Source organism: Pseudomonas sp. MF08875, from assembly GCF_059862525.1.
In genome coordinates this window covers 53548-67291 of record NZ_JCBCUW010000017.1, presented here as the reverse complement: position 1 = coordinate 67291, position 13744 = coordinate 53548, and the positions used below count along the sequence as shown (strand labels likewise).

Here is a 13744-nt window from a genome sequence, read left to right as displayed (position 1 = left end):
CGCCCACATCGGAAATCCCATGCAACTCAAGAACCCCATTCTCGGCCTGTGCCAACAGTCCACCTTCATGCTTAGCGCCGCCAAAGTCGACCAATGCCCCGACGACGAAGGCTTTGAAGTGGCCTTCGCCGGGCGTTCCAACGCCGGCAAATCCAGTGCCCTGAATACCCTGACCCACGCCAGCCTGGCCCGCACCTCGAAAACCCCCGGGCGTACGCAACTGCTGAACTTTTTCAAGCTGGACGACGAGCGACGCCTGGTGGACCTACCCGGCTACGGCTACGCCAAGGTGCCAATCCCGCTGAAGCTGCACTGGCAGCGCCACCTGGAAGCCTACCTGGGCGGGCGTGAAAGCCTGAAAGGGTTGATTCTGATGATGGACATCCGTCATCCCATGACCGACTTCGACCTGCTGATGCTCGACTGGGCCGTGGCCAGCGGCATGCCCATGCACATCCTGCTGACCAAGGCCGACAAACTGACCTACGGCGCCGCCAAGAACACCTTGCTCAAAGTACAGGCCGACATCCGCAGAGGCTGGGGCGACGCAATCACTATCCAACTCTTCTCCGCCCCCAAACGCATGGGCCTGGAAGACGCCTACACCGTACTGGCGGGCTGGATGGAACTGGCCGACAAAGGCACAGAAACCCCGGCGTGAGCGCAGGACAAAAACTTTCTGTGGGATGAGCAGGCAAGGCAAAAGCGCGGGTCGAAAGCGGAGTTTACTGGCTGTAAATGAGCATTTCGGCCCGCGCTTTTAGCGCAGCGTGCTCATTTCATAGGAAGTTTTCACGCAAAAAAAACCCCGGACTTCGTATGGGGAGGGGAAGTTCGGGGTCCAAGTTCCAGACCGCTAGGGCGCAATCCGGATATCTGCCAACACTTAACACAACATAGGAGCATTGAAGGGCTTCACCACCCATTCAAGATACTCTGAGTGGTGGTTCACGGTTTTAGTTCCGACGCCCTTCAAAAACAGTTGGCGATAGCCGAAAGACTTTTCTGAACTAATAGCCATTTGCCTACTTTTGCCGCGGCACTATGCCGCAGCAAAAAACGCTTCAGATGGCCTTAATGGGCCTCATCCCAGTTGTTTCCCACCCCGACTTCCACCAAAAGCGGCACATCCAGGCTCGCTGCTGCGCTCATGTGCCCGCGAATCTGCTCGCTGACTTGCTCCACCAAGTCCTCGCGCACTTCCAGCACCAATTCGTCGTGCACTTGCAGGATGACTTTGGCGTCCAGGCCGGATTCGGCCAGCCAGTTATCCACCGCCACCATGGCGATCTTGATGATATCGGCCGCAGTACCCTGCATCGGCGCATTGATCGCCGTGCGTTCAGCACCCGCGCGCTCTTGCGGTTTATTGGAGTGAATCTCGGGCAGGTACAGGCGCCGCCCGAAGAGCGTCTCCACGTAGCCCTGCTCCGAGGCCTGGGCGCGGGTGCGCTCCATGTAGTCGCGAACACCGGGGTAGCGGGCAAAGTAGGTGTCGATGTAGGCCTTGGCCTGCTTGGTATCGACGCCAATGCTCTTGCCCAGTTTCTGCGCGCCCATGCCATAGATCAGCCCGAAGTTGATCGCCTTGGCGCTGCGCCGCTGGTCGGAGGTGACGGCCGCTAGGTCTACCTTGAACACTTCCGCCGCCGTCGCGGTGTGCACGTCCAGGTTATTGCGAAAGGCACTGAGCAAACCCGCATCCTTGGCCAGGTGCGCCATGATGCGCAGCTCGATCTGCGAGTAGTCCGCCGCCAGGAGCTTGTAGCCCTTGGGCGCAACGAAGGCCTGGCGAATGCGCCGCCCTTCGGCGGTGCGCACGGGGATGTTTTGCAGGTTCGGGTCGCTGGAAGACAGGCGCCCCGTGGCCGCCACGGCCTGGTGATAGGACGTGTGGATGCGCCCGGTACGCGGGTTGATCTGCTCGGGCAAGCGGTCGGTGTAGGTGCTCTTGAGCTTGCTCATAGAGCGGTACTGCATCAGCACCTTGGGCAGCGGGTAGTCGTCTTCGGCCAGTTTCGCCAACACTTCCTCGGCAGTGGACGGCTGGCCCTTGGCGGTTTTCTTCAATACCGGCAGGCCAAGCTTCTCGTAGAGGATGACCCCCAGCTGCTTGGGTGAACCGAGGTTGAACTCCTCACCGGCGATCTCGAAGGCCTGGCGCTCCAGGGCGACCATCTTGTCCCCCAGCTCGATGCTTTGCACGCCCAGCAGCGCGGCATCGACCAATGCGCCCTGGCGCTCAATCCGCGCCAGCACGGGCACCAATGGCATTTCAATATCGGTCAATACTTTGGCCAGGCTCGGAATGGCCGCGAGCTGCTCATGCAGCGCCAGGTGCAGGCGCAGGGTCACGTCCGCGTCCTCGGCCGCATAGGGCCCAGCCTGTTCGAGGGCGATCTGGTCGAAGGTGAGCTGCTTGACCCCTTTGCCGGCGATGTCCTGGAAACTGGTGGTGGTGTAGCCCAGGTATTTTTGCGCCAGGCTGTCCATGTCATGACGGGTCGCGGTGGCGTTGAGCACGTAGGACTCGAGCATAGTGTCGAAGGCAATTCCGCGCACCATGATGCCGCAGGCTGGGTCGCCGCCAATGGCGCAGTTGGCGAGGATGTTCATGTCGAACTTGGCGTGCTGGCCGACCTTGAGCTTGCTCGGGTCTTCCAGCAACGGCTTGAGCGCACGCAACACGGTGTCGCGGTCCAACTGATCCGGCACGCCGATGTAAGAGTGCGTCAGCGGAATATAAGCGGCTTCGTTAGCCTGCACGGCAAAAGAAAGCCCCACCAATTGCGCCTGCTGGGCATCGACGCCGGTGGTCTCCGTGTCGAAGGCAAACAGCTTGGCGTCGTTGAGCTTACGCAGCCACACGTCAAAACGTGCCTGGTCGAGGATGGTTTCGTACACCGGGATGTCGGTTGCGGGCTCATCGGCCTCTGCCTCCGTCGCTTCGACAGGCTCAGCTTCGGCCACCTTGGCCTGGGCCTGCTGCTCGGCGCGCTTTACGTCGCGTTGCAGCTCATCGATCCAAGTCTTGAACTCCATCAAAGAGTAGAGTTCAGCGAGCTTATCGCGGTCCGGCTCGGCCAGGTGCAGGTCGTCCAGGCCAATGTCCAGCGGCACATCGACCTTGATGGTCGCCAAGCGGTAGGACAGGAACGCCATGTCCTTGTGTTCCAGCAACTTCGCCGGCAAGGTTTTGGCCCCACGGATCGGCAGCGTCGGCACTAGGTCGAGGTTGTCGTAAAGCTCTTTCAAGCCGCCATTGACGCCCACCAGCAGGCCGACCGCGGTCTTCTCGCCAACGCCTTTGACGCCTGGGATGTTGTCGGAGGAGTCGCCCATCAAGGCCAGCAAATCGATGATCTGCTCAGGAGCGACACCAAACTTCGCCTTCACGCCAGCCACGTCCATCGACGTTTCCGACATGGTGTTGACCAGCGTAATGTGGCCATCGACCAGTTGCGCCATGTCCTTGTCGCCGGTGGAGATCACCACCGGGCGGTCGGCAGCCGCACTACTGCGGGCCAGGGTGCCGATTACGTCATCGGCCTCGACACCTTCAACGCACAGCAGCGGGAAACCCAGGGCACGCACGCTGGCGTGCAGCGGTTCGATCTGCACCCGCATGTCGTCCGGCATGCTCGGGCGGTTGGCCTTGTAGTCAGCGAACATCTCATCGCGAAACGTACCGCCCTTGGCGTCGAATACCACCGCGAACGGGCTGTCCGGGTATTGCTTGCGCAGGCTTTTGAGCATGTTCAACACACCCTTGACCGCGCCGGTCGGCATGCCTTTGGAGGTGGTCAGCGGCGGCATCGCGTGGAAGGCGCGATAGAGGTAAGAAGAACCGTCCACCAGGACGAGGGGAGCTTGGCTCATGAGCACGATCAACCTTTTCGGCGGGTCCGGCGCTAGAATGGCGGGACCGTTGACAACAAAAGGACAAGGTTATCATGCGTTCACTAAATCGCTTGCTGCTCGCCGGCCTGATTGCAATCGTGCCATTGACCGTGATTGCGGCAGAGGATGCGCCATCAGCGGACCCGGAAGTTACCATCCGCACCGAAGGTAACAAGACCATCCAGGAATACCGCCAAAACGGTTTCCTGTACGCCATTAAAGTCACGCCCAAAGGTGGAAAGCCTTACTTTTTGGTGCGCGCCGATGGCACTGACGCGAACTTCATCCGCTCGGACCAGCCCGACATGTTGATTCCGTCGTGGAAAATCTTCGAGTGGAAGTAACTTCTTAACTTTAAATCGGCGTCGGCTCGACCGCGGCGCCCGTACTGGCAGTTTTAAACCATGTCTGTGTTCACCCCCCTGGCTCGGCCTGAGCTGGAAACCTTTCTCGCCCCCTATGGGCTTGGCCGCCTGCTCGACTTCCAGGGAATTGCCGCCGGTAGCGAAAACACCAATTTCTTTATCAGCCTGGAGCGTGGCGAATTCGTCCTGACCCTGGTTGAGCGCGGCCCTGTTCAGGAGATGCCGTTTTTCATCCAACTGCTCGATGTGCTCCACGACGCCGACCTGCCGGTGCCCTACGCGCTACGCACCACTGACGGCCAGGCGCTGCGCGAGCTGGCGGGCAAGCCTGCGCTGCTGCAACCACGCCTGGCAGGCAAGCACATCAAGCAGGCCAATGCCCAGCACTGCGCCCAAGTGGGCGAGTTGCTCGGCCACCTGCACCTGGCCACACGCGATAACGTGATCGAGCGCAAGACCGACCGGGGCCTGGATTGGATGCAGGCCGAAGGCATGCAGTTGATGCCCCACCTCGACGCCGTGCAGCAAGCCCTGTTGCAAGGCAGCCTGGAAGAAATCACACAGGGCAAGGCGAAAATCCTCGCGCTGCCGCAAGCCAACATCCACGCCGACCTGTTCCGCGACAACGCGATGTTCGAGGGCACTCACCTGACCGGGTTGATTGACTTCTATAACGCCTGTTCCGGACCAATGCTCTATGACGTGGCCATTGCCCTGAACGATTGGTGCTCGGATGACACCGGCGCCATCGATGGGCCGCGCGCGCGGGCCTTGCTCGGCGCCTATGCCGCGCTGCGGCCGTTCACTGCCGCCGAAGCCGAGCTATGGCCAACGATGCTGCGCATTGCCTGTGTGCGGTTCTGGCTGTCGCGCCTGATTGCCGCCGAGTCCTTCGCCGGCCAGGACGTGTTGATCCACGACCCGATGGAATTTCAACAACGCCTGGCCCAGCGCCAGCAGATCCAGACACCCTTACCCTTTGCCTTGTAACAAGCGGGCTCGCCCGCGCTGGGGCGCACAGCAGCCCTCATTTGCGTTTACCGCGTTTTAGGACTGCTGCGCAGCCCAGCGCGGGCAAGCCCGCTTCCTACAGCGACTCCAGGCATCCCGCCAGGTCAGTGCCCAGTTTCTCCAGCATCTGCTCATAACCCTGGGCAGCGGCCGGGGTATAGCCGCCCAGCGCATCCAGTTCCGCCAGTTTCACCGGCAGCCCGGCCACCAGCGTCTCGGCCAGCCGCGGGCGCAGGGGCGGCTCGCTGAAGACGCAGGTCTTGCCCACTTCCTGCAAACGCTTGCGCATCGCCGCCACATGCTGGGCACCGGGTTGCACCTCGGCCGCTACGCTGAAAACCCCGGCGTGCTTGAGGCCATAGCTGGCCTCGAAGTAGTCGAACGCCTCGTGGAACACGAAGTACGGCTTGCCCGCCACTGCGGCCAAACGCGCCTTCAAGCGCCCGTCCAACGCATCGAGGCGCGCCTCAAAAGCCTTGAGGTTACTTTGATAGCGCGCGCTGTTGGCAGGGTCGGCAGCGCTCAGATCCGCCGCCATTTTTTCTGCGATCACCCGGGCGTTGACCGACGACAACCACAGATGCGCATCCAAACTGCCAGGGCGGTGATCGTGGTCATGCTCGTCGGCATCTTCGTCGTGGGAGTGGCTATCTTCGCCAAAATGGCGCAGTTGCAACCCCGGCAGCTCTTGCACCGCCACGGCCGGCAGGGTGCGGTTTTTCAGGACACGCGGCAGAAAGCCTTCCATGTCCGGGCCGATCCAATACAGCAGGTCCGCCGACTGCACGCGCCTTACATCAGACGGGCGCAGCGCAAAGTTATGGGGCGACGCACCGGGCGGTAGCAACACCTCGGGCACCGCCACACCGTCCTGCACGGCAGCGGCAATCAGTTGTAGAGGCTTGATGCTGGTCAGGACGCTGACCTCGGCCTGGGCGCTGCCCAAGGCGAACAAACTGGCAGTAAATGTGACAAGGATGGCAAAAAGTCGGGACACGATGACCACTCACAGAGGCGAGAACGGGTAACATAATAACGTCTCTCACAAACATCGTCGCCGCTCATGCCTATTACACCGCTGGCCAGCCGTCCCCATGACCACTCCCATTGCGTCCACAGCGCGTTGTCGCAAGCCGATGCGCTTTGCGCCCGTAAAGGCCTGCGCCTGACCGCACTGCGCCGCCGAGTGCTGGAACTGGTCTGGCAAAGCCACAAACCGCTGGGCGCCTACGACATCCTCGCCGTACTCAGCGAGCAGGACGGTCGCCGCGCCGCGCCACCCACCGTGTACCGCGCCTTGGACTTTCTCCTGGAAAACGGCCTGGTCCATCGCATCTCGTCCCTCAACGCCTTTATCGGCTGCAATCACCCCGAGCACGCCCACCAGGGCCAGTTCCTGATTTGCCGCCAATGCCACGCCGCCATTGAGCTGGAGCAAAAATCCATCAGCGACGCGATTGTCAGCAGCGCCCGCGAGGTGGGCTTTGTGGTGGAAGGCCAAACCGTCGAAATTGTCGGCCTGTGTTCGGGCTGCCAGGAGGCTTGATGAGCACTGCGTTGATCCGTCTCGATCAGGTTGCGGTGACCTTCGCCGGGCAAACCGTGCTCGACAACATCCAACTGAGCGTCGAGCCCAGGCAAATCGTCACCCTGATCGGCCCCAACGGCGCCGGCAAGACCACCCTGGTGCGCGCCGTGCTCGGCCTGCTCAAGCCCGACAGCGGCACGGTGTGGCGCAAGCCGAAGCTGCGGGTCGGCTACATGCCGCAAAAACTCCATGTGGACCCGACGTTGCCCCTTTCGGTGCTACGTTTTCTGCGACTGGTGCCGGGGGTGGATCGCCCGCGCGCGCTGGCGGCCCTCAAAGAAGTGGGCGCCGAAAAGGTCATCGACAGCCCGGTACAGAGCGTTTCCGGCGGCGAGATGCAGCGCGTGTTGCTAGCCCGCGCCTTACTGCGCGAACCGGAACTGCTGGTGCTCGACGAACCGGTACAAGGCGTTGATGTCGCCGGGCAGGCCGAGCTGTATAGCCTGATTACACGCCTGCGCGACCGCCACGGCTGCGGCGTGCTGATGGTTTCCCACGACCTGCACCTGGTGATGAGCACCACCGACCAAGTGGTGTGCCTCAACCGTCACGTATGCTGCTCCGGCCACCCCGAGCAGGTCTGCGGCGACCCGGCGTTCGTCGAGCTGTTCGGCAAGAACGCCCAGAGCCTGGCGATCTACCACCACCACCACGACCACGCCCATGACCTGCATGGCGCGGTGGTCAGCGATACCCCACACGTTCACGGAGATGGCTGCAAGCATGGCTGATTTTCTGCTCTACGCCCTGCTGGCAGGCCTGGCCCTGGCGGTCGTTGCGGGCCCCCTGGGCTCGTTCGTGGTCTGGCGGCGCATGGCCTACTTTGGCGACACCCTGTCCCACGCGGCGCTGCTGGGCGTGGCCCTGGGCTTTTTACTGGATGTCAGCCCTGCCGTCGCCGTCACTGCCGGGTGCCTGCTGCTGGCGGTGTTGCTGGTGACCCTGCAACAGCGCCAATCCCTGGCATCCGACACGCTGCTGGGTATTCTTGCCCCTAGCACCCTCTCACTCGGCCTGGTCGTACTAAGCTTCATGCACGACGTTCGGATCGACCTGATGGCGTACCTGTTCGGCGATCTGCTAGCCATCAGCCCCGCCGACCTGGCCTGGATCCTGGGCGGCAGCGCGGCGGTCCTGGCGTTGCTGGTGGCCTTGTGGCGCCCCTTGCTGGCGGTCACCGTGCACGAAGAGCTGGCACGGGTCGAAGGCCTGCCGGTGGCGGCGCTGCGCTTGGTGCTGATGCTGTTGATCGCCGTGGTGATCGCGTTGGCGATGAAGATTGTCGGCGTGCTGCTGATTACCTCGCTGCTCATCATCCCGGCCGCTGCGGCACAACGCCACGCCCGCTCGCCGGAACAAATGGCCCTGGGCGCGAGCCTGTTGGGTATGCTCGCAGTCGTTGGTGGCCTGGCGCTGTCATGGTTCAAGGACACGCCGGCCGGTCCATCCATCGTGGTGACGGCCGCCGCCCTGTTTTTGCTGAGTTTTGTCCTGCCCCGCCGAGGGGTGTAGACTTGCTCGTTTTTTGCGCAATCAGAGAGTCGCAGGAATGAAGCCGTTCGCCTCCCGTTATCTGCTCCTTGTTGCATTCACCCTGTTGCTGGGCGCCTGCCAAAGCACCCCGCCAGCCGCCACCGAAGCCCCGGACGCCCGGGCTACGGCCATTGCACAACTGGAGCAAAGCATTGCCAGCAGCGAGCTGGCCACTGCCGAAGACCAACTCAACACCTTGCAGGCCCAGGCGCCGAACGACCCGGCCCTGGAGCAATACCAGCGCCAATTGGCCGAGGCGTACCTGCAACGCAGCCAGATCGTGCTGCAAAAGGGCGACGTCAACGCCGCCGCCACCGCCCTGAGCCGAGCCCGCGCGCTGATGCCCAAGGCCCCGGCGCTGACCGGCGGCGTCAACAGCGCCATCGCCCACGCCCGCAAGGCCGAGCTGGATAAAGTCGAAGCCGCCCTCAAAGCTGCCGAAGCCAAACCGGCCGCCAAGCTAATCGACCCGACCGCGCCGAGCACCACTATCGCGCTGAACATCGGCGATAGCCGGAAATTGCGCCGGCAACTCGACGCCATCGCCGCCGATGTGGTGAATTACCAGTGCGACGTCGCCATTCAAGCACCCCGCACCCAGGACTATCCTTGGCTGGCCACTCTGCTGACCAAACGGGTGAAAAAACTCGATGCTGGTTTCGACCTTAAGATTCAGCGCCAGATCTTGCGCCACGTCCCCGCGCAACTGGTCTTGAGCCCACGCAAGGCACCGTAACCCTCCTGCACAACGACGCAACGCCCTTTTTCTTCACCCTCCCGCATCGGGTTGGGGCTCGAAGGAAAAGGGTGTTTTCGTTTGAATGAAAAACCTCCGCCACTCATGTGAATACAATTAACCTGCATTAATCCAAATTACCCACTAGCAGTTCGAATAGTCCCAAGAGCGTGCTGGCCACAGCAATAGTTACTCGGGATATTATTTCCTTTCATGTTTTATCATTGCGCTAGCGCTTTATCTTGCTAGCTTGAGTTTGTCGCCGCCTTTTTTATTTTTGAGTGTGCTCGGAAAACCTCTGCCTAGTGAGCCCTATCATTCAACAGGCGGCCAACGAATTTTATTTATTACAGAAAATATTGAACTACAAGGATGTAATAGTGAAAATAAGAACCTGCAGTAAAGTATTTATGTTCGGGCTTCTAACGATGGCTGTTGTGCGAGGTAGCCTGGCACAGGAGGGAGTATCGGGCAACGAACCCATCTTGATGTTTGGCACACCTTCCTCCGTCGTCAAATCAAACGTTCAAGGCGCAGACATTGGTAACCGGGAGTTGGAGCAATTCATTTCCAAGCATAAAACGAACTCCTTTGCTTTCCTCGATATTGCCGCCATTGCCGACGATGACCAGGCCCTCGAAAAAGTAAAGAAAGTATTCGCTTCCAACATGGCCGTGCTGTTGAAATCGGACAGCCGTTCCGCGGAACTTCGCAAAAAAGTCTCCAGCATCTTTGGCCTGTCCGGCCCCTTTGACTACGCGCTGTTCAAACGCGGTAAAAATGGCGCCATTGATGTTTATCGCCTTGATGGGCCGGCAGAAAGCGACTTGATCGCACAAGCCAAAACACTCGTACGCCGACCACTCCCGCTGCGTCATACAGGGGCGGAACCAAACCTCGCCGGTTTGCCCAAACTCACCTACAACATTCAACTGAGCAACCCCGATGGCCAGGTTTCATCCGTGGTCAATATTGATGTCATTCGCAGCGTGACCCTGAGCCAGGACAAGAAATTCGTCCTCATCAATGCGAGCCCAACCACCGTCAAGTCATCCCAAAATGGTGTGGTCATCGGAGGCGAAGGCAATAACCTGTGGGGGGCGTACTTGCCACACGCCTATACTTTCTCCCATGGCCTGAGCGCCAAAGGCGTGACGCCAGCGCTGGTGGATTTTTCCCCGGTGAGCGACTCTCGAACCGAGTTTGATTTTTCCGAAACGAAAAGGCAGGGGTTCGCCATTGGCGGCTCACTGGGCGGCGAAATCAGCGCCACGCCCAAGGAGCAACTTGAGTTCGCGGCAAAAACCCCCTTCAGTATCAACGCCAACATAACCCATGAAATCAGTAAGACCCTGGCCTACAAGTTCAAGGATTATTCTTTGATCGCCACGGACACTAAACAAGGTGTCGAATGGCAGGCTTTGATCGATACGAAGTTAAAGTCAGTGCTTTTTGAACGCAATACTGCGACCCTCCCTGTTCTGAATGAACACCGAATGACGCCGATGATGCGCTCCGCCTCGCTGGACTCTTATACATTATGGGAACTGCCTGGCACTTACACCGGCCCGGCAACCGTCATTATTGGCGGTGGCTATACCTTAGCCAAAAATGAATGGTGGTATAACCGCTCAAGCATTGAGTCAAAGGAAGACTTAGAAAACTTCCAAGATATACAAAACTACGAACTGGACCTGAACAGTCCTTACTTGACCCGAGAAATCACTGTGCTGATTCGATCCCAGTACGGCGAGGGCAAATGCTTGACCGCGAACCCCGGCAAAGACACCACAATGGAATCTTGCTCCGGAACCAACCCTCACCAGCAGTGGGGATATGACGATCAAAAACGTTATGTGAATCGGGCAAGCGAATCGTGCCTGAACGTTGATGAGGATCGCGGCACCTTAATCACTGAGCAATGCAAAATTGACAACCGACAGCAGTGGTACTGGAGTGCGGACCGCCTGCATTCTAACTTCAATAAGAGCTGGCGTTTATATGTCGATCAAGACCAACTTAAAGTAATCCCCGACGATTCCATGGTGTTCCAGGACATCCCGTCCAACCCCTTCAACCCCCTGAATATTCCATGGACCAGTTATCCGAAGGCCCCCGCACTCAATGATGTAATCCCGCGCAGTGACAACAGTGTCGCGCCACCCATCAGCGAGGATTGGGTCAATACCTATGAGGCGGTGAACATCCGCCAGCGCTGGAAAGTAGAAGTCCTGCGCGACGGACTGTAAGACCTGGCGGCCCGTTCCCACATCACGGTGGGAACGGGCTTGACGCGGCGATCAGAGGCCGCGAGTCAGGCCGGTATGCCCTTGGCCTTCGCCTCGCGCGCCCAGACCCGATGCTGGGCGATTGCGGCAAAGAACGCCTTCAACGCCTTGGCGTCCGCGCCCACGATCAACCCCGCATCAGCCTCCAGGTGCAGCACTTGCAACAACTGCTTGGCCTCACCGGCCAAGGCAATCGCCTTCAAATGCTTGTAGGCCTCCAACAGGTAGTGCAGCGCCACCCCATCGGTGCTCAAAGCCTGTACCGATTTGGCACCACCGGGCACAAACACCGCGTCGAACGCCACCGAGGGCAGCCCCTCCATGGAGCCATCCACCGCGAGTACCTTGCCATCAGCAGTGGTGACCGGCGCCGAGGTCGGCCCCAGCAACTTGGCGTGGGCACCAGCGGCCTCAAGGGCTTTTTTCAGCGCACTGATTGCCGCCCCGTCCACACCGTTGGCGGCCAGTATTGCCACCTTGCGCGTCTTGATGTCTCCCGACAGCAGGTTTACCTGGCTCAGCGCCGGCGAACGCTCAGGCTTGGTCTTGCGTTCGACCTGCGTGCCCTGGGTCGGCGCCGGCAGGCCCAGGTTGTGCGCCACGCGGCGAGCCAGTTCCAGGTCGATATTGGCCAGGATCTCGTTGACCTGGCGCGCACGAATGAACTCGCGCTCGACCTTGCCCAGCTCAAAGCTGTACGCCGCGATGATGTGCTCTTGCTCGTGCTTGCTCATGCTGCGAAAAAACAGCCGCGCCTGGGAGAAGTGGTCGCTGAACGACTCGCTACGCTGGCGAATCTTGTGCGCGTCGATACGCTCTGGGTAGCTCTCGAAGCCGCCATCCCGTGCGGCCGCAGGGGTTTCCTTTGGCCAGCCGCCATCGATGGAGTTGGGCTCATACGAGGCCCGACCTTTGTCGATGGTGGTGCGGTGCATGGCGTCGCGCTGGCCATTGTGGAATGGCGCGACAGGGCGGTTGATGGGTAGCTCATGAAAATTCGGCCCGCCCAGCCGGCTGATCTGGGTATCTGTGTAGGAAAACAGCCGGCCTTGTAGCAACGGGTCATTGGAAAAGTCGATGCCCGGCACGATATGCCCAGGGCAGAACGCCACTTGCTCGGTTTCGGCGAAGAAGTTGTCCGGGTTGCGGTTGAGCACCATTTTGCCCAGGGGCGTGATGGGTACCAGCTCTTCGGGGATCAACTTGGTGGGGTCGAGAATGTCGAAGTCGAACGTGTGCTCGTCTTCTTCGGCGATGATCTGCACACCGAACTCCCACTCCGGGTAATCCCCGCACTCGATGGCTTCCCACAGGTCCCGGCGATGGTAGTCGGTATCCTTGCCCGCCAGCTTCTGCGCTTCGTCCCACACCAGCGAACAGGTGCCGGCGGCCGGCCGCCAGTGGAACTTGACGAAGCTGGACCGGCCCTCAGCGTTAATCAGGCGAAAGCTGTGCACCCCAAAACCCTGCATGGTGCGTAGGCTTTTAGGAATGGCTCGGTCGGACATGGCCCAGATCACCATGTGTGCCGACTCCGGTTGCAGGGAGACAAAGTCCCAAAACGTGTCGTGAGCCGAGCCGCCGGTAGGTATTTCGTTGTGGGGCTCGGGTTTTACCGCGTGGACGAAGTCGGGAAACTTAATCGCGTCCTGTATGAAAAACACCGGCATGTTGTTGCCGACCAAATCGAAATTACCTTCGTCGGTAAAAAACTTCACCGCGAAACCCCGCACATCCCGCACGGTGTCCCCGGAACCACGGGGCCCCTGCACCGTGGAAAAGCGCACGAACACCGGGGTTTTCTTCTGCGGGTCGGTTAGGAACCCGGCCTTGGTCAGGGCCGAGTGGTCGGCATAGCTCTGGAAGTAACCATGGGCGCCAGTTCCGCGGGCGTGGACGATGCGTTCGGGAATCCGCTCATGGTCAAAGTGCGTGATTTTCTCACGCATGATGAAGTCTTCCAGCAGCGAAGGCCCACGTGCGCCGACCTTCAGAGTGTTCTGGTTGTCGGCGATTTTCACGCCCTGGTTGGTGCGCAGGGCCTGGCCGGTGGCGTCGGAACGGAAGCGCTCCAGGCTCTGCAACTTGGCGTTGGTGTTGGCGCGGTCAGCGGTGTCGGTGCCCGCTAGCTCGCTCTTGGGCGGCGGGGCTGGTTTTTTCGTGCTCATCAGACAAAAACTCCTCGTTTGCGGGCCGCAACCATGGCGGCGCTGGGGGCAAAAACCCGGGCACGGCACCCGGGAGTTTCGAGTTGCTTAAGTAATGACTGGTGGTTGTAGGCGCCGTTCCTTTTTTATGACCTTTGCTCGCGTTATTGCCAAAT

General features: G+C 60.3%; 11 protein-coding genes. 8 read left to right on the top strand and 3 right to left on the bottom strand.

Translation table 11 applies throughout. The annotated features are described in order from the left end of the window. Positions 1-19 precede the first annotated feature (19 nt). Positions 20-661 carry a ribosome biogenesis GTP-binding protein YihA/YsxC gene (gene yihA / locus AC19YT_RS12235; RefSeq protein WP_095110288.1) on the top strand — a complete coding sequence of 214 codons (642 nt, stop codon included), beginning with the start codon at positions 20-22 and terminating at the stop codon, positions 659-661. 413 nt (positions 662-1074) lie between these two features. Here yihA and polA read toward each other — a convergent pair whose 3' ends face one another. Further along, positions 1075-3879: a DNA polymerase I gene (polA, locus tag AC19YT_RS12230; RefSeq protein WP_500610323.1), complete on the bottom strand. Its 2805-nt coding sequence runs from the start codon at positions 3877-3879 to the stop codon at positions 1075-1077. A gap of 74 nt (positions 3880-3953) precedes the next feature. On the opposite strand from polA, the gene AC19YT_RS12225 reads away from it, so the two are divergent. After that, positions 3954-4244, top strand: a complete 291-nt coding sequence (locus AC19YT_RS12225) for a DUF2782 domain-containing protein (protein WP_095110284.1) — start codon at positions 3954-3956, stop codon at positions 4242-4244. Between the two features lie 60 nt (positions 4245-4304). Further along, entirely contained in the window at positions 4305-5255 is a 951-nt protein-coding gene (locus AC19YT_RS12220; protein ID WP_095110282.1) for a homoserine kinase, read from the top strand. Between the two features lie 97 nt (positions 5256-5352). Here the strand turns inward: AC19YT_RS12220 and AC19YT_RS12215 are convergent, their stop codons facing one another. Next, positions 5353-6282, bottom strand: a complete 930-nt coding sequence (locus tag AC19YT_RS12215; protein WP_500598687.1) for a zinc ABC transporter substrate-binding protein — start codon at positions 6280-6282, stop codon at positions 5353-5355. Between the two features lie 57 nt (positions 6283-6339). Between AC19YT_RS12215 and AC19YT_RS12210 the strand changes: the two genes are divergently transcribed. The 5 genes from AC19YT_RS12210 to AC19YT_RS12190 all read left to right on the top strand — a co-directional run bounded on the left by AC19YT_RS12210 (position 6340) and on the right by AC19YT_RS12190 (position 11382). Further along, positions 6340-6822 (top strand): Fur family transcriptional regulator, encoded by a 483-nt coding sequence (locus AC19YT_RS12210; RefSeq protein WP_095110279.1) that lies wholly within the window; start codon positions 6340-6342, stop codon positions 6820-6822. Further along, positions 6822-7595: a zinc ABC transporter ATP-binding protein ZnuC gene (gene znuC / locus AC19YT_RS12205; protein WP_500610322.1), complete on the top strand. Its 774-nt coding sequence runs from the start codon at positions 6822-6824 to the stop codon at positions 7593-7595. The genes AC19YT_RS12210 and znuC overlap by 1 nt, the downstream gene beginning before the upstream one ends. Then, positions 7588-8376: a zinc ABC transporter permease subunit ZnuB gene (gene znuB, locus AC19YT_RS12200; RefSeq protein ID WP_500610321.1), complete on the top strand. Its 789-nt coding sequence runs from the start codon at positions 7588-7590 to the stop codon at positions 8374-8376. The genes znuC and znuB overlap by 8 nt, the downstream gene beginning before the upstream one ends. A 37-nt stretch (positions 8377-8413) precedes the next feature. Beyond that, a complete protein-coding gene (locus tag AC19YT_RS12195; RefSeq protein WP_095110275.1) occupies positions 8414-9133 on the top strand; it encodes a PA5502 family lipoprotein in 720 nt (239 codons plus the stop codon). 305 nt (positions 9134-9438) lie between these two features. Continuing rightward, entirely contained in the window at positions 9439-11382 is a 1944-nt protein-coding gene (locus AC19YT_RS12190; protein WP_500610320.1) for an RICIN domain-containing protein, read from the top strand. Positions 11383-11447: 65 nt separating this feature from the next. Here AC19YT_RS12190 and katE read toward each other — a convergent pair whose 3' ends face one another. Beyond that, positions 11448-13589, bottom strand: a complete 2142-nt coding sequence (gene katE, locus AC19YT_RS12185) for a catalase HPII (protein ID WP_095110272.1) — start codon at positions 13587-13589, stop codon at positions 11448-11450. Positions 13590-13744: the final 155 nt, after the last annotated feature.

Excerpts from the sequence above, each read along its gene's own strand:
- yihA (WP_095110288.1), top strand. The coding sequence starts at position 20 with ATGCAACTCAAGAACCCCATTCTCGGCCTGTGCCAACAGTCCACCTTC.
- polA (WP_500610323.1), bottom strand. The coding sequence starts at position 3,879 with ATGAGCCAAGCTCCCCTCGTCCTGGTGGACGGTTCTTCTTACCTCTAT.
- AC19YT_RS12225 (WP_095110284.1), top strand. The coding sequence starts at position 3,954 with ATGCGTTCACTAAATCGCTTGCTGCTCGCCGGCCTGATTGCAATCGTG.
- AC19YT_RS12220 (WP_095110282.1), top strand. The coding sequence starts at position 4,305 with ATGTCTGTGTTCACCCCCCTGGCTCGGCCTGAGCTGGAAACCTTTCTC.
- AC19YT_RS12210 (WP_095110279.1), top strand. The coding sequence starts at position 6,340 with ATGCCTATTACACCGCTGGCCAGCCGTCCCCATGACCACTCCCATTGC.
- znuC (WP_500610322.1), top strand. The coding sequence starts at position 6,822 with ATGAGCACTGCGTTGATCCGTCTCGATCAGGTTGCGGTGACCTTCGCC.
- znuB (WP_500610321.1), top strand. The coding sequence starts at position 7,588 with ATGGCTGATTTTCTGCTCTACGCCCTGCTGGCAGGCCTGGCCCTGGCG.
- AC19YT_RS12195 (WP_095110275.1), top strand. The coding sequence starts at position 8,414 with ATGAAGCCGTTCGCCTCCCGTTATCTGCTCCTTGTTGCATTCACCCTG.
- katE (WP_095110272.1), bottom strand. The coding sequence starts at position 13,589 with ATGAGCACGAAAAAACCAGCCCCGCCGCCCAAGAGCGAGCTAGCGGGC.